The 16177-nt window shown below is 35.3% G+C and carries 12 protein-coding genes; 7 read left to right on the top strand and 5 right to left on the bottom strand.

All coding sequences use genetic code 11. The features are described 5' to 3' along the window. Window positions 1–525 precede the first annotated feature (525 nt). Entirely contained in the window at window positions 526–1248 is a 723-nt protein-coding gene (locus tag OZP12_RS17625) for a DUF4197 domain-containing protein (RefSeq protein ID WP_281226396.1), read from the bottom strand. A 186-nt stretch (window positions 1249–1434) separates the two neighbouring features. Between OZP12_RS17625 and OZP12_RS17620 the strand changes: the two genes are divergently transcribed. Together OZP12_RS17620 and OZP12_RS17615 are read left to right on the top strand one after the other, a co-directional pair. Further along, window positions 1435–2109: a VOC family protein gene (locus OZP12_RS17620; protein WP_281226395.1), complete on the top strand. Its 675-nt coding sequence runs from the start codon at window positions 1435–1437 to the stop codon at window positions 2107–2109. Window positions 2110–2134: 25 nt separating this feature from the next. Then, complete coding sequence (locus OZP12_RS17615) at window positions 2135–3178, top strand: methyltransferase (RefSeq protein WP_281226394.1); 1044 nt, start codon at window positions 2135–2137, stop codon at window positions 3176–3178. A gap of 54 nt (window positions 3179–3232) precedes the next feature. On the opposite strand, the gene purU is transcribed toward OZP12_RS17615, so the two are convergent. After that, entirely contained in the window at window positions 3233–4087 is an 855-nt protein-coding gene (gene purU, locus OZP12_RS17610; protein ID WP_281226393.1) for a formyltetrahydrofolate deformylase, read from the bottom strand. A 319-nt stretch (window positions 4088–4406) separates the two neighbouring features. On the opposite strand from purU, the gene OZP12_RS17605 reads away from it, so the two are divergent. Next, on the top strand, window positions 4407–7859 hold the full coding sequence (locus tag OZP12_RS17605) for a methylmalonyl-CoA mutase family protein (RefSeq protein ID WP_281226392.1): 3453 nt from the start codon (window positions 4407–4409) through the stop codon (window positions 7857–7859). Window positions 7860–8030: 171 nt separating this feature from the next. Beyond that, window positions 8031–9032: a virulence RhuM family protein/type II toxin-antitoxin system death-on-curing family toxin gene (locus OZP12_RS17600; RefSeq protein WP_281226391.1), complete on the top strand. Its 1002-nt coding sequence runs from the start codon at window positions 8031–8033 to the stop codon at window positions 9030–9032. Between the two features lie 80 nt (window positions 9033–9112). Here OZP12_RS17600 and OZP12_RS17595 read toward each other — a convergent pair whose 3' ends face one another. Then, the gene (locus OZP12_RS17595; RefSeq protein ID WP_281226390.1) at window positions 9113–9517 is read right to left on the bottom strand and encodes a T9SS type A sorting domain-containing protein; all 405 of its coding nucleotides are present in this window, start codon (window positions 9515–9517) and stop codon (window positions 9113–9115) included. 184 nt (window positions 9518–9701) lie between these two features. Between OZP12_RS17595 and OZP12_RS17590 the strand changes: the two genes are divergently transcribed. Next, window positions 9702–10574 (top strand): AraC family transcriptional regulator, encoded by an 873-nt coding sequence (locus OZP12_RS17590; protein ID WP_281226389.1) that lies wholly within the window; start codon window positions 9702–9704, stop codon window positions 10572–10574. A 203-nt stretch (window positions 10575–10777) separates the two neighbouring features. Next, window positions 10778–11308, top strand: a complete 531-nt coding sequence (locus OZP12_RS17585; protein ID WP_281226388.1) for a hypothetical protein — start codon at window positions 10778–10780, stop codon at window positions 11306–11308. 77 nt (window positions 11309–11385) lie between these two features. On the opposite strand, the gene OZP12_RS17580 is transcribed toward OZP12_RS17585, so the two are convergent. Then, entirely contained in the window at window positions 11386–12357 is a 972-nt protein-coding gene (locus OZP12_RS17580) for a TerC family protein (RefSeq protein WP_281226387.1), read from the bottom strand. Between the two features lie 148 nt (window positions 12358–12505). Continuing rightward, on the bottom strand, window positions 12506–13522 hold the full coding sequence (locus OZP12_RS17575; RefSeq protein WP_281226386.1) for a glutamine synthetase beta-grasp domain-containing protein: 1017 nt from the start codon (window positions 13520–13522) through the stop codon (window positions 12506–12508). Between the two features lie 382 nt (window positions 13523–13904). Between OZP12_RS17575 and OZP12_RS17570 the strand changes: the two genes are divergently transcribed. Then, window positions 13905–16094, top strand: a complete 2190-nt coding sequence (locus OZP12_RS17570; protein ID WP_281226385.1) for a glutamine synthetase III family protein — start codon at window positions 13905–13907, stop codon at window positions 16092–16094. The last annotated feature ends 83 nt before the right edge of the window (window positions 16095–16177 follow it).

Genomic DNA, 16177 nt, shown 5'->3' with positions numbered 1-16177 from the left:
CATATAAAATAGTCTAATCTACTCGTTCTTTTTCTCCAATACTTCCTCAAAAAATAATTCCGTAGCTATGGCTATGCAATGATTTTTATCCTTGTCTTGAAGAAAAATAATTTCGCATCTTTAGGCTATTTTATATGCACAAATGGTAAAAAAAATCATATTTTGACTTAAATAAAAAATGCCTGCACCGTTAAGATGCAGGCAACTTTATAACTAACCAAAACCAAAGTAATAAATAACCAGTTTATTACTTTGCAAAGATGCGTATAATGTTTAAGCTTTGCTGTTAAGGAATTGTTATTACTTTTTCTTAAAAAGTTAAGGTTTGTAATCTAATTTTAACATACTACTATTCTGATGTTTTTTTAAAGATAAAGTGTTGATTGTCAATGTTTTTTTTATTTTGTTTTTTTTTAAATTCACCAATGATTTTCTCAATAGGTCTGTTGTGATATTTATATTTTAATTGATTTTACAATTTACCATTTGCTCTTTGGTATTGCCATTGATATTGATATTACAAAGTTATTTTTTGTCTTGCATAGCAAACACTTTTTTCAAAAGATCTGAAGTTCTTGCGTTTAAATCAGTTCGGATATTTTTTTCTTCAACGGTAATCATTTTGAAAACTCCTTCCAATGCTTTTTTGGTAATATAATCGGTAAGGTCTGGATTTACTTTGGTAACAAGAGGAATCATATTGTATTGTTTGATGATTTTGGTCCAAATCACATCGGCACCAACTTTACCAATAGATTGCTGCACTACAGGATTGAATTTGGTGTATAAAGGTTTTTCAGTCGATGACTGTAAATAAAGTGTTGCAGCATTTTCATTGCCCAACAGAATACTTTTGGCATCGGTTATCGTAATGTTTTTGATAGCCGAAACAAATATAGGAGTTGCTTCTTTTACGGCATCTTCGGCGGCACGGTTCATGGCTAATATTCCTTCGTCAGCTAATTTCGACAATCCCATTTTTCGTAATGTTTTATCTACTTTGGCCAATTCTTCTGGCATAAGGATTTTTACAGCTTCGTTTTTGTAAAATCCATCGACAGCTGTAAGTTTTGATACTTGTACGCTAACCCCTTTGTTAAGGGCTTCTTTTAGTCCGGCGGCAATATCCAGAGTGCTGTTTGATTTTGTTACGGCATTGATCTTTTCGGTTGCTTTTGCCAATATGCCTTTTAGCTGGGCGTTACTGATAGCTGGTAGGAGAAGAAGTAGGAATAGGGCTTTTTTCATTTTGATTAATTTTTTTTCAAAAATAGGCAAACAATATGGTTCGAAGAAGGGCAATTTGCAATGAAAAGAAAAAAGGATCGATTTTACAGGTGATTATCGTTAATAAATATTTAGTATCTTTATAAGGTATTGAAATGTAGTTACTTGTGGTGTTTTTGAAGTACGGATAATTACAATTTTTAAGAGATGAAAATACTGGAATTGGAATTATTATCGGATAATATTCCAGAAACCGAAGCTTTTTACAATCGAGTTTTGGGATTGGAAACTTTATATAAAGATAACTCCAGTGTTTCATTCCAAGCAGGCAATACCAAACTGATTTTTCATTCTTCCCAAAATGTAAAACCGGTTTATCATTTTGCATTTGATGTCCCCAATAATAAACTGCTTGAAGCTTTTTCTCAAATCGAAAACCAAACGGAAATCATGTTTGTGATTCCGCCTGATAAAATTGCCGATTTCTATAATTGGAATGCTAAGTCTTTTTATTTTTTTGATAATAACGGAAATATTGTAGAATTCATTGCGAGGAACGATTTGGACAACGCTACGCAAATTCCGTTTGATGGTAAATCCATTTTGTCGATAAGTGAGATAGGATTGGTTTCCAAAAATGTGAATGAACAATGCAATGAACTGTTTGATAAATACAGATTGATACCTTATTCAAAACAACCCAAACTACCTAAATTTATTGTGCTGGGAACTGTAACAGGACTTTTTATCCTTGTCGAAGAAAACCGGAATTGGTATCCAACGACAGATAAAAAATCAAAATCCTTTTGGACAAAAATCGTGTTCAATCATGAAGGTGAAAACAGGATATTGGAAGTTTTAGACGGAATTAAATCAAAATAATTGTAAAATTTAAACAGACAAAAAAATGGAAAATCAAGACAATCAGCCATCACCGGCAAGCATTATGCAAATCGGTTCCGGATTTTGGGCCTCAAAAGTGTTATTGGCAGCAATCAAATTTCAATTGTTCACAAAGCTTGACGAGAAGAAATCGATGACAGCTCAAGAAATAAAGACAATGTTGAATCTGAAGTGCACCGATATTCATTTGTATGATTTTTTAGATGCTCTGACTGGGCTTGGTTTTCTCAACCGTAAAGGATTATTGGAATCGGCGGTTTATTCCAATAGTATTCACGCCGATGCTTTTTTGGTGGCAAGCAAACCCGCTTATATAGGTGGAATGCTCGAAATGTTGAATAATCGTCTCTATCAGTTTTGGGGAAATTTGGAAGAAGGTCTGCTTACCGGTTTACCACAAAATGAAATTAAGGCTGGTGAGGATAATTTATTTGATGAACTGTATAAATCCCCCGAAAGATTATTGGAGTTTATCAATGCGATGGGAAGTATTCAAATGGGGAACTTTAATGCATTTGCCCAAGTATTTGATTTTTCAAAATATAAAACCCTGACTGATGTTGGCGGTTGCGGAGCGGCATTGTCCGCAATGGTTGCCAAGTATCAGCCACACATGACTTGCACCAGTTTTGATCTTGCAGTTGTAGAGCCTATTGCAAAAGAAAAAATTGCAAAGACTCCTTTTTCAGATCGCGTTATGACGGCCAGCGGCGATTTTTTTGCCGACCCTTTTCCAAAAGCGGATGTTGTTGTAATGGGTAATATTCTTCACGATTGGGACGAAAACAAAAAAATGCTGTTGCTTCAAAAAGCCTACGATGCCCTTCCCGAAGGTGGTGCCTTTGTGGCGATAGAAAATGTAATCGATGATGACCGTTCCAAAAACGTTTTTGGAATGATGATGAGCCTTAATATGCTGATAGAAACCGGAACTGGTTTTGATTATACTTTTTCCAGTTTCAACAAATGGACAAAAGATGTAGGCTTCAAATCCACTTCGATTGTCCCGTTGACTGGGCCAGCCAGTGCGGTGATTGCTTATAAATAATTTTACATAAAGAAACCCGACAGGTTTTAAAACCTGTCGGGCTTGATTAATCTGTTAAGAGAACACAACGGTTTTATTATTATACACAATCGTTTTTCGCTCGGCGTGTAATTTGATAGCTCTGGCAAGTACCATACGTTCCAAGTCACGTCCTTTCATGATAAAATCCTCAATCGAGTGACTGTGTGAAACTCTAGTGATATCCTGTTCAATAATTGGTCCTTCGTCTAGTTCTTCGGTAACATAATGACTCGTAGCACCAATAATCTTTACCCCGCGTTTGAAAGCCGAATGGTACGGTTTGGCACCCGGAAATGCAGGCAAAAAGGAATGGTGGATATTGATGATTCGGTTTTGATAAAGTTGAATCATTTTAGGAGTGATAATTTGCATATAGCGCGCCAAAACAATAAAATCGATATCAAATTTTTTCAATAATTCAAATTGCGCTTTTTCCCCTGCTTCTTTTGTATCTTTTGTAAAAGGAACATGAAAAAAAGGAATATTAAAACGCTCGGCTACCGGTTTTAAATCTTCGTGATTGCTAATGATTAAAGGGATTTCTAACGGAAGTTCTCCTGCTGAAAATCGGCCCAAAATATCATACAGACAGTGATCGTATTTGGAAATAAATAACGCCATTTTTGGTTTTTCATCCTGCGGAAACATATTCCAAGTCATTTTGAAAGGAGTCGCGAGATTGGTCTGAAAGTGGCTTTTTATAGCGTCAAGATTCCAGGTTGTTTTGCTGAATTCACATTCCAACCGCATAAAAAACACGTTTTCGTCGGCATCAACGTGCTGGTCCAGATAAGTAATATTTCCATCAATCGAAGCGATATAATTCGTTACCGAGGCAATAATACCTTTTTGGTCTTCGCAATGGATAAGTATGGTAATTTTTTGCATTTCTTTTAAATTTTCTAAAGATAATTAGGAGCTAATCCCGCTGTACACTGCAAGTCCTCATGTATAAAACTGTTTTTCCAAGCTCCAAGAAAGAGCTTCTTTTAGTCGCTTTTTTGGAGCAGGAAAAATTAGTTGTATCCATTCCGGGCTTTTCGTTCCCATCGGGGCTAGAACCCGAAAATACCAATTTTTTCCCAAAATAAAGCTTGTTATTCCTAATAAAAAACATTGTTGTCATATTTTGTGTTTTGTGTTATTTTTAATGATTTTTATTTTAAAATTTATGTAAATTGCACCATTAAATTATCATATTCTTAAAATGGAACTCAAAAAAAACTACATTCCCACAAATAAAGTTAGAATTGTAACAGCTGCATCTCTTTTTGATGGGCATGACGCTGCGATTAATATAATGCGAAGAATTATTCAGTCCACAGGAGTTGAGGTAATTCACTTGGGACATGATAGAAGTGTGGAAGAAGTGGTGAATACCGCCATTCAGGAAGATGCCAATGCAATTGCCATGACTTCTTACCAAGGAGGACATAATGAGTATTTTAAATATATGTATGATTTGCTTCAGGAAAAAGGAGCAGGGCATATCAAGATTTTTGGTGGAGGTGGTGGAGTAATCTTGCCATCAGAAATTGAAGAATTGCAGGCTTATGGGATTACCCGAATTTATTCTCCTGACGATGGGCGCGCTATGGGACTTCAGGGGATGATTAATGATTTGGTGCAACGTTCTGATTTTCCAATCGGAGATAAATTAACGAATGAACTGGATTTAATCGAAAATAAGACACCTACTGCTATTGCTCGTTTGATTTCGGCTGCCGAGAACTTCCCGGAAATTGCTAAACCATTTTTTGATAAAATTCATGAAAAGAATATAACTTCCAAAATTCCGGTTCTTGGGATTACCGGAACTGGAGGAGCAGGGAAATCATCGTTGGTGGACGAATTGGTTCGTCGTTTTTTAATCGATTTTCCGGAAAAAACGATCGGATTGATTTCTGTTGATCCGTCCAAACGTAAGACAGGTGGTGCCTTATTGGGTGACCGAATTCGCATGAATTCGATTAATAACCCTAGAGTTTATATGCGTTCGTTGGCTACGCGTCAATCGAATTTGGCTTTGTCAAAATACGTTTCCGAAGCGATTGAAGTTTTAAAAGCCGCAAAATATGACATCATAATCCTTGAAACTTCTGGAATTGGACAATCCGATACGGAGATTATGGATCATTCGGATGTTTCGTTGTATGTGATGACACCTGAATTTGGTGCCGCGACGCAATTGGAAAAAATCGATATGCTTGATTTCGCCGATTTAGTAGCACTAAATAAGTTTGACAAACGTGGTGCGTTAGACGCACTTCGCGATGTGAAAAAACAATACCAACGCAACCATAACTTGTGGGATGTGAACCCAGATGAAATGCCGGTTTTTGGAACGATTGCTTCCCAGTTTAATGATCCTGGGATGAATACGTTGTACAAATCGATTATGGATAAAATCGTCGAGAAAACAGGTTCCGATTTGAAATCGACTTTCCAAATTACCCGTGAAATGAGCGAGAAGAAATTTGTGATTCCGCCTCACAGAACGCGTTACTTATCCGAAATTGCCGAAAATAATCGTAAATATGATGCAACGGCTTTAAGTCAGGAACAAGTGGCCCAAAAATTATACGGAATTTTCAAAACCATTGAAAGTGTATCCGGAAAAATCCCTGTAATTAATAAAGCGGGAATTGATGAGGATTCGGTATTGCCAAAAGCCTTGGAATTAGAAAAACCAGGCGGTTTTGAGAATAAAATTTTTTTGGATTTATTATTGAATCAATTCGATAAAGTGAAAATGGATTTGGATCCGCACAACTGGAAATTGATTTTGAATTGGAATGAAAAAGTCAATAAATATAAAGATCCAATTTATACGTTCAAAGTTCGTCATAAAGAAATAAAAATGGCGACACATACCGAGTCGCTTTCGCATACGCAAATTCCAAAAGTAGCAATGCCAAAGTATCAGGCTTGGGGAGATATTTTGCGTTGGAGTTTACAGGAAAATGTTCCGGGGGAATTCCCTTTTACTTCCGGATTGTATCCGTTTAAACGAGAAGGTGAAGACCCGTCCAGAATGTTTGCCGGAGAAGGTGGACCGGAAAGAACCAACAAGCGTTTTCATTATGTGAGTGCGGGATTACCTGCCAAAAGACTTTCTACTGCTTTTGACAGCGTAACTTTATACGGTAATGATCCGCATTTGAGACCTGATATTTACGGGAAAATTGGAAATGCGGGAGTTTCTATTTGTTGTTTAGACGATGCCAAAAAGTTATATTCCGGTTTTGATTTGGTGCATGCCATGACTTCGGTGAGTATGACGATTAACGGTCCGGCGCCGATGCTGCTTGGATTTTTCATGAATGCCGCAATCGATCAGCAATGCGAAATTTACATCAAGAAACACGAATTGACCGATGAGGTTGAGGAAAAAATAAATAAAATCTATAAAGATAAAGGTGTGGAACGCCCACATTATCAAGGAGATTTGCCGGAAGGAAATAACGGTTTAGGATTGTTTCTTTTGGGAGTAACCGGTGATCAGGTCTTGCCTTTGGAAATTTATAACGAAATTAAAGAAAAAACACTTTCGCAAGTGCGAGGAACGGTTCAAGCGGATATTCTGAAAGAAGATCAAGCGCAAAATACCTGTATTTTTTCGACAGAATTTGCTTTGCGATTGATGGGTGATGTTCAGGAGTATTTTATAGCTAAAAATGTAAGAAACTTTTATTCGGTTTCCATTTCGGGTTACCACATTGCCGAGGCGGGAGCCAATCCAATTACGCAATTGGCCTTTACGCTTTCAAACGGTTTCACTTATGTGGAATATTATTTGAGCCGTGGAATGGATATCAATGATTTTGGGCCTAATTTATCGTTCTTTTTCTCAAATGGTGTCGATCCTGAATATGCCGTTATCGGGCGTGTCGCACGTAAAATTTGGGCAAAAGCCTTGAAAAATAAATATGGAGCCAATGAAAGGGCTCAAATGTTGAAATACCATATTCAAACATCGGGGCGTTCATTGCACGCGCAAGAAATTGATTTCAACGATATTCGTACGACTTTACAGGCTTTGTATGCGATTTATGACAACTGTAATTCATTGCATACCAATGCTTACGATGAGGCGATTACCACGCCTACTGAAGAATCGGTTCGCAGGGCAATGGCGATCCAAATGATCATCAATAAAGAATTAGGGTTGGCCAAAAATGAAAATCCAATTCAGGGATCATTTATTATCGAAGAATTAACGGATTTAGTTGAAGAAGCTGTTCTGCAGGAATTTGACCGAATTACGGAACGTGGAGGTGTGCTGGGAGCGATGGAAACGATGTACCAACGTTCCAAAATTCAGGAAGAAAGTCTGTATTATGAAACTTTGAAACACACCGGTCAATTCCCGATTGTGGGGGTGAACACATTCTTGAGTTCCAAAGGTTCGCCAACGGTTATCCCTGCAGAAGTGATTCGCGCCACCGAAGAAGAAAAGCAGTACCAAATAACTATGTTGGATAATTTGCATCAATGCCATGCTGTTTTAGTAAAAGAACATTTGGATACTTTACAAGACGCTGCTATTAAAGGTGAAAACCTATTTGAACATTTGATGGAAGCTACAAAAGTTTGCTCTTTGGGACAAATCACCGACGCTTTGTTTGAAGTAGGGGGACAATATAGAAGGAATATGTAAAAGCTTATAGTTTTTAAATATAGACAACACATTTGGTTGACCTGATAGTTGACTGAATGTGTTTTTTGTTTGTACATAAGACATCTTTTTTGGTTACGAATATTTTTTAGTATTTTTCCTATATTGTTAATATTTTTATAACTTAGCTAGATTCTTAGTTATAATTTATTTATGGGAAATCAAATCGAAATTTATAAAACATCAGACAACAGTACAGAGATTCAAGTTCAGTTTGAAAATGAAACGGTTTGGCTTTCTCAAAGACAAATGGCTGATTTGTTTGGTAAGGATACAGACACAATTGGGCTTCATCTTAAAAATATATATTCAGAAGAAGAATTGGTTGAATTGTCAACTACCGAGCTTTTCTCGGTAGTTCGGATTGAAGGTAAAAGATCTGTGAAAAGAAATATCTTGCATTACAATTTGGATGCAATTATTTCTGTAGGCTATCGTGTTAATTCTAAACAAGGAACTCAATTCCGACAATGGGCTACCCTACGTTTAAAAGATTATTTGGTAAAAGGGTATGCTATAAATGAAAAGAGATTAAAAGAAGCAGAACAAAAGTTTCAAGAATTAAAGCATGCAGTTTCTTTATTAGAATCTATAACAAAAACAAAAGTTGTTTCCGGTGATGAGGCACAAGGATTGTTGAAAGTGTTAGGTGATTATGCATTTGCTTTGGATATTTTGGATAAATACGATCATCAAACCTTAAGAATTGATAAAACGAATAATAAAGAAGTTTTCAGAATTTCTTACACGGAAGCCAAGAAAGCAATTGAAGGATTGAAAATTAAATTCGGGGGTTCACAATTGTTTGGAAATGAAAAGGACGATTCTTTTAAAGGTTCTTTGGAAACGATTTATCAAACTTTTGATGGAAAAGAGTTGTACGTGTCTGTTGAAGAAAAGGCTGCACACCTATTATATTTTGTGACTAAGAATTATTCTTTTTCAGATGGGAATAAACGAATTGCAGCTTTCTTATTTGTTTGGTTTTTGGATCGCAATGCATTATTGTATCATCGTGGGGATAAAGTGATTGACGATAATGCCTTAGTGGCACTGACTTTGATGATTGCTGAATCAAGATCGGATGATAAAGACATGATGGTTAAAGTTGTTGTTAATTTGATAAATAATAAAAAATTACTGGTTACCATTTAGTCGGGTATCATTTGGGAAAACTCAAAAAAAAACAGCCCCAATAATGGAGCTGCTTTCGACTTAACCTAAAAAATAACCAATTAATTTGTTGTAGCAACGTTTTGATTTTTCATTTTCAATTCCCCTTTGTACACTTCGGCAATTGATTTTCTCGAAAGGGTAGGTGAATCGTTGGAAATTGAGATTTCGTGAGTAACTCTTTTTAGATCGGTTTCAACTTCCAAAAAGTAAGCGCCGTCAGGAAATTCTTCAAGTTTATAAACTCTTGTAATGCCTCCTTTTCCGGTCACGATCTCCGAATAAATTTCATTATGGTATTTATCATAGATTGTCACTTTCGCTTTTTGGATTTCATTTACAGAAAAACGAATTTGATTACCAGTTCCTTTTTTTACATTTAGTAAAAAATCACCATCAATTGCATAACTACCCATAGTAGTAAATGCTGTTAAAACCACCAGACTAAATTTTAAAATCGTTTTCATAATACTGTTGTTTTAAATTAGTAATTAATTGTCTGATGCTAAGGTAGTTTTGTGATTCAAAAATGCACACAACTGGGTTTTCTGATTAATATGTTATTTTAACCATGCGAAAACGTTGTAGGTTAATTTTTGATAAAATACGATTGTTTTGTGGTAAATTTGAATAGCTTTAAAAATCTACCCCATGAAAAAAATGAACGCAACGCTAGAGCTTATCAGCTTTCCTTTTGGTAGTTCCTTTACCTTTTCAAATTATGTTGAAAATGAGAATTGCAAAGCGGATCTCTGGCATTATCATCCCGAAATGGAACTTGTTTTTGTAAACGGAGGTTCTGGAAAAAGACAGATAGGGAGCCATATTTCGTATTATTCGGATGGCGATTTGGTATTAATAGGCAGTAATTTGCCCCATTGTGGATTTACAAACGAACAAACGGGCAACAAAAATGAAATTGTTATTCAATTGCCAGCTGATTTTATAGGAAGTGATTTTTTGAAAGTTCCGGAACTTAAAAACATTCAACAGCTTTTTAAGAAAGCAAAAGGAGGAATTGCATTTGGCAGGGAAACTATAAAAAGGATTGCGCCTATAATTGAGGAGATGGGAAATCGGTCTAATTTTGATCGATTATTAAGGATGATTAGGATTTTGAATGACCTAGGAGTAAGTGATGAATATACAATTTTAAATGCCGATGGTTTTACGTTAGAAATGCAAGTTCAGGACAATGACAGGGTTAATGTTGTTTTTAATTATATAAAAGACCATTTTCAAGAGCCTATTCAGTTGGACACGGTTTCAAGTTTGGTGAATATGACGACGCCATCGTTTTGCAGGTATTTTAAAAAAATAACGAGTAAAACGTTTACTACTTTTGTAAATGACTACCGTTTGGTTCATGCCTCAAAGCTTTTATCGGAGAATACTAAAAGTATCACCGAGATTTGCTATGAAAGCGGATTTAATAATTTCAGTCATTTCAATAAATCATTTAAGGCGTTTACGGGGAAAAGTGCTTCGCAATACCGAAACGAATTGAAATCGATAGTGGATTGATTTTAATACTTTTGTAGATTGTTGATTATTAGTTTTTTATATTACATTAAAAATAGATTTTTGATAATAAATTTTGATATTTTAACGTTTTATTGTTTTAATAAAAGAGGGATACTTGAATTATTTTGAATGAAATACCATTAAAAATATTTTTTTGGCTTGATTTTTGAAGTACCTTTATCGAACTTTAAAACATAAATAAGATGAGAAAAATAATTACACTTTTAGCAGTTATAGGGATGTTTGGTTTTCAGGGATGTACAGGACCAGAAGGGCCTCCAGGTGTGCCAGGGCAAGATGGGTTAACCCCAACAGCTTTTGAACTTAGAAATGTTAGTTTAGCTAGAGTTACTGATAGACATTATGAATTAAAAAGAACTTTTGCGAGTACTGCTTTGGCAGGAGATTTGTATGATGATGAAACGGTACTGATTTATAGAATGACAGGTACTATAAATTCGAGTACTCCAATTTGGCAATCAATTCCTAGATCCATTTATTTTTCAGATGGAAATGTGTTGGATTATGATTATGACTTTAGTAAAGTAGATTTTGTTATTTCGGCAGATGGGACATACAATCTATTTAATGAGCCTAATATAATTAATCAAACATTTAGATTGGTAATTGTTCCTTCAGATTTAATAAATAAAGTAGACAAGAATAATTACTATCAAGTTATGTCTGTTTTAAAATTAAGTGAAGACCAAATCCAGAAAATAGACATGAAGTAATATTCATTGAAAATAAAAAGAAACCGCCTTGAAATTTAATTTTGAGGCGGTTTTTTTGTGGTTATTAGTACTGAAAATCAATGTTTGTTATTGTGTTTTCTAGCTTCGTCTTTTTTACTTATTTGCAAAGAGACAATAACGCCAACAGCAAGCGATAAAGCAATAAAGCCTAACGAAGCCCATTCGGGGATTTCTATGTAATCATGTAACAGCATTTTTAGCCCAACGAAACTTAGAATTGCAATCAGGCTGTATTCCAAATGACTGAATTTTTCCAGCATATTGGCAAGGAAAAAATACAGTGATCGCAATCCCAGTATCGCGAAAATATTAGAACTAAATACTAGGAATGGGTCTGCTGTAATTGCTAAAATAGCGGGAACACTATCTACTGCAAAAACGACGTCCATTACTTCGATAATGATTAAAGCTACAAAAAGCGGGGTGGCAGCATTTCCTTTTTCGGTTTTTATAAAAAAATGTTCTTTGTCCGTGTGGGTCGAAATCGGGATTATTTTGCCTAATATTTTGTAAATGATCGATTTTTTTGGATTGAATTCTTCTTCATCTTCGGAGGTGAATAGCATTTTGATGGCTGTAAATAAAAGGAATGCCCCAAAAACATAAGACGTCCACGTGAATCTATGGATCAATAAAACACCAAAATAAATCATCAAACCTCTAAAAACAATAGCTCCTAATATACCCCAGAATAGGACGCGGTGCTGAAATTTTTTTGGTATTTTGAATGAAGCAAAAATCAAAGCGATTACAAATATGTTATCAATGCTCAATGATAATTCAATCAAGTAACCTGTAATGAATTTCATCGATGCTACCGAAGGTTTTAGTCGGTCTGGGTTTAAAACGTAATCGGTGGAATAGAGCCAATAAACGACTCCTGAGAATAACATGGATAAGGTAAACCAAATTGCAGTCCATTTACTGGCTTCTTTGGTGCTGATAATATGTGGTGTCTTATTGAAAACGCCCAAATCGAGGGCTAGGAATGTAAATATTAAGACTAGAAATAATATCCAAACAATCATAGTGTCTTTTTGTTTTTAAAGGAACTGTAGGTGTGTAATTCAAATTTTAAATTCGAATTTATTCAATGCTTAAAGGTACTGTAATTTGTTTAAATAAAAAAAGTGCCTCCAGTTATGAAGGCACTTTTGATTTATGAAATACTTATAATTACAAAGCTGATTTTACAGTTTTGATAATTCTAGCAGCAATTTTGTATGGGTCACCGTTAGAAGCTGGTCTTCTGTCTTCTAGGTATCCTTTCCAACCGTGTTGTACAGCATATAAAGGGATTCTGATTGAAGCTCCTCTATCAGATACTCCATAAGAGAAATCATGAATAGATGCAGTTTCGTGCTTACCAGTTAAACGTTGTTCGTTATAAGCTCCGTAAACAGCGATGTGCTCTTCAACAACTGGACGGAAAGCTTCACAGATTTTCTCGAATGTTTCTTTAGAACCACATGTTCTTAATACAGTATTAGAGAAGTTAGCGTGCATTCCAGAACCATTCCAGTCAGTATCACCTAGTGGTTTTGGGTGGTATTCAATATAGTAACCGTATTTCTCAGTCAAACGATCTAGCATATATCTAGCAACCCAGATTTCGTCTCCCGCTTTTTTAGCTCCTTTTGCAAACAATTGGAATTCCCATTGTCCACAAGCAACCTCTTGATTTATTCCTTCAAAGTTAAGTCCAGCAGCGATACATAAATCAGCATGCTCTTCAACTAATTTTCTTCCGTGTGTGTTTTTTCCACCTACTGAACAGTAGTACATACCTTGCGGAGCAGGGTAACCTCCAACAGGGAAACCTAATGGTAATAACGTTTTAGTATCCATGATGAAGTATTCTTGTTCGAAACCAAACCAGAAGTCGTCGTTGTCATCATCAATAGTAGCTCTACCGTTTGAAGGGTGTGGAGTTCCATCTGCATACATAACTTCAGACATTACTAAGTATCCGTTGATACGAGTTGGGTCTGGATAAATAGCAACTGGGACTAATAGACAGTCAGAAGATCCACCTTCTGCTTGTTTTGTAGAAGAACCATCAAAAGACCAGTTTCCTATTTCTGCTAATGTTCCTTGAAAGTTGTCGTGCTCTTCTACTTTAGTTTTGCTTCTTAAATTTTGTGTTGGTTCGTATCCATCTAACCAAAGATACTCTAATTTTATTTTAGCCATAATAATATAAATAATTTGTTTTTTGATTTTTTTTCTGATGCAAATATAAAATAATTTATTTTCGCCGAAAAATTAGGGGGTAGTTTTTATTTGGGTATATTTAATTTTTGTTATAACTGCATTTTGATAGGGGTATAATTGAAAAATTGTAATTTTAAGGGAGTATAATAATTAAATTCGTAATTACTTGAATTTAAAAATTAATTTTAAGTTGAGATTTTTATTACTATAATTTAAAAATCAGGCTGTTGATGCCTTTTTTTTGATCTTATTACCAATGCATTTGTAAATTGTTTATTGATGAATGCTTTAACTATTTGTTTAATAGAATGATTTATATTTGTATGCATTTATTATTGATTATTAATCTAAGATTTATCATATGTCATCAATTCGTTTTCAAGCTTTAAAGGAAGCTTCAAATAGAAAATTAATAGAGTTCCAGGAGATAGGAAAAAAATCAGAGCTTTTTGGAGCTAATGTATTCAATTATAAAGCAATGAAGCGATATCTGACTTCAGATGCTTTAAAAGGTGTACAAGGAGCGGTTCAACATGGAACCAAAATCGATAGAAAATTGGCAGATTATATTGCCATGGGAATGAAAGAATGGGCTTTGTCCAAAGGTGTAACCCACTACACACACTGGTTTCAACCCCTTACGGGTACAACTGCAGAAAAACATGATGCTTTTTTTGATATTTCATTTGATGGAAATGAATCACTGGAGAAATTTGGTGGTGCTCAATTGGTTCAGCAAGAGCCTGATGCATCGAGTTTTCCAAATGGAGGGATAAGAAATACCTTCGAAGCGAGAGGTTATACCGCCTGGGATCCAACTTCGCCGGCATTTATTTTTGGGACAACATTATGTATTCCAACGATCTTTATTTCTTATACCGGAGAAGCTTTGGATAACAAAATTCCGTTGCTGAGAGCATTATCTGCAATGGATGAGGCAGCTACCGAAGTTTGTCGCTATTTTGATAAAAATGTGAAAAAAGTAACTGCTACTTTGGGCTGGGAACAAGAATATTTCTTGATTGACAGATCATTGGCAAATTCCCGTCCGGATATTGTAATGACAGGAAGAACTTTACTTGGACATACTTCTGCCAAGGGGCAACAGTTGGACGATCATTATTTTGGTTCAATTCCAACTCGTGCTTTGACTTATATGAGAGATTTGGAACAAGAATGTATGTTGCTGGGAATTCCGGTAAAAACACGTCATAATGAAGTTGCGCCAAATCAATTTGAATTTGCACCAATTTTTGAAGAAACTAATCTGGCTGTTGATCATAATTGTCTGTTGATGGATATTATGCAAAAAGTTGCTGAGCGTCACGATTTGAAGGTTTTACTTCATGAAAAGCCTTTCAAAGGTGTAAACGGTTCGGGAAAACATAACAACTGGTCTTTGGCTACAGATACAGGTGTGAACTTATTGAGTCCGAGCAAAACTCCGATGACGAATTTGCAGTTTTTGACTTTCTTTGTTAATACAATCAAAGCTGTAAATGATTATGAAGCTTTGTTGAGAGGTTCGATCGCTACAGCGAGTAATGATCACAGATTAGGGGCTAATGAAGCACCACCTGCAATTATTTCGGTATTTATTGGGGAGCAATTAACAAAGGTGTTGGCCGAATTGGAAGGTGTTTCTTCAGGGAAATTGTCTCCGGAAGAAAAAACCGATTTGAAACTAAATGTTGTAGGTAAAATTCCTGATGTTCTATTGGATAACACCGATAGAAACAGGACTTCGCCATTTGCCTTTACAGGAAACAAATTTGAGTTTAGAGCGGTTGGTTCTTCGGCAAACTGCTCGAATGCAATGACTACTTTGAATACAATTGTTGCCAAACAATTGAAAGATTTCAAAATTGCTGTTGATGATTTGATCGAATCAAAAGACATGAAGAAAGATGATGCAATTTTCAATGTTTTGAGAGAATACATCAAGCAATCCAAAAAAATCCTTTTTGAAGGTGATGGTTACAGTGAGGCTTGGCAAAAGGAAGCTGCAAAACGTGGCTTGAGCAATTTCAAAACTACTCCTGAAGCCTTGAAAGCCAGAGCTTCTAAACAGGCTATTGATTTATTTGCCGAGATGGGAATTATGAATCACGTTGAGGTTGAAGCCCGTTACGAAATTGAATTGGAGGAATACACAAAAAAAATACAGATTGAAGGAAGAGTTCTTGGAGATATTTCTAAAAATCATGTAATTCCAACAGCGATTAAATATCAAAACACGTTGATTGAAAACGTGAAAGGGTTGAAAGATATTTTTGGTTCTGAATTTGAATCAATTGCTAAAGAGCAAATCATTTTAATAAAAGAGATTTCGGGTCATATTGAAGGCATTAATTCCAAAGTGGAAGAGATGACTGAGGAAAGAAAGAAAGCTAATAATTTGACCGATGCACATTTGATGGCCGAAGCTTATTGTAATAACGTAAAACCTTATTTTGAAATCATCAGAAACCATTGTGATAAATTAGAATTATTGGTGGACAATGAACTATGGACACTAACTAAATACAGAGAATTGCTTTTGACAAAGTAATTTGATTATTGTTTATATATTTTAAAAGGCTTTCTTAGGAAGGCCTTTTTGAATTTATATGGGTGATGAATATTTTTAACTCA

The sequence above is a fragment of the Flavobacterium aquiphilum genome (assembly GCF_027111335.1).
GTDB lineage: Bacteria > Bacteroidota > Bacteroidia > Flavobacteriales > Flavobacteriaceae > Flavobacterium > Flavobacterium aquiphilum.
Note: the sequence above shows the minus strand (reverse complement) of the source record. Positions and strands in the feature narration are given on the sequence as shown.

Coding starts and splice junctions, on each gene's coding strand:
- OZP12_RS17625 (WP_281226396.1), bottom strand. CDS start 1,248: ATGAAAAAAGCCCTATTCCTACTTCTTCTCCTACCAGCTATCAGTAAC.
- OZP12_RS17620 (WP_281226395.1), top strand. CDS start 1,435: ATGAAAATACTGGAATTGGAATTATTATCGGATAATATTCCAGAAACC.
- OZP12_RS17615 (WP_281226394.1), top strand. CDS start 2,135: ATGGAAAATCAAGACAATCAGCCATCACCGGCAAGCATTATGCAAATC.
- purU (WP_281226393.1), bottom strand. CDS start 4,087: ATGCAAAAAATTACCATACTTATCCATTGCGAAGACCAAAAAGGTATT.
- OZP12_RS17605 (WP_281226392.1), top strand. CDS start 4,407: ATGGAACTCAAAAAAAACTACATTCCCACAAATAAAGTTAGAATTGTA.
- OZP12_RS17600 (WP_281226391.1), top strand. CDS start 8,031: ATGGGAAATCAAATCGAAATTTATAAAACATCAGACAACAGTACAGAG.
- OZP12_RS17595 (WP_281226390.1), bottom strand. CDS start 9,517: ATGAAAACGATTTTAAAATTTAGTCTGGTGGTTTTAACAGCATTTACT.
- OZP12_RS17590 (WP_281226389.1), top strand. CDS start 9,702: ATGAAAAAAATGAACGCAACGCTAGAGCTTATCAGCTTTCCTTTTGGT.
- OZP12_RS17585 (WP_281226388.1), top strand. CDS start 10,778: ATGAGAAAAATAATTACACTTTTAGCAGTTATAGGGATGTTTGGTTTT.
- OZP12_RS17580 (WP_281226387.1), bottom strand. CDS start 12,357: ATGATTGTTTGGATATTATTTCTAGTCTTAATATTTACATTCCTAGCC.
- OZP12_RS17575 (WP_281226386.1), bottom strand. CDS start 13,522: ATGGCTAAAATAAAATTAGAGTATCTTTGGTTAGATGGATACGAACCA.
- OZP12_RS17570 (WP_281226385.1), top strand. CDS start 13,905: ATGTCATCAATTCGTTTTCAAGCTTTAAAGGAAGCTTCAAATAGAAAA.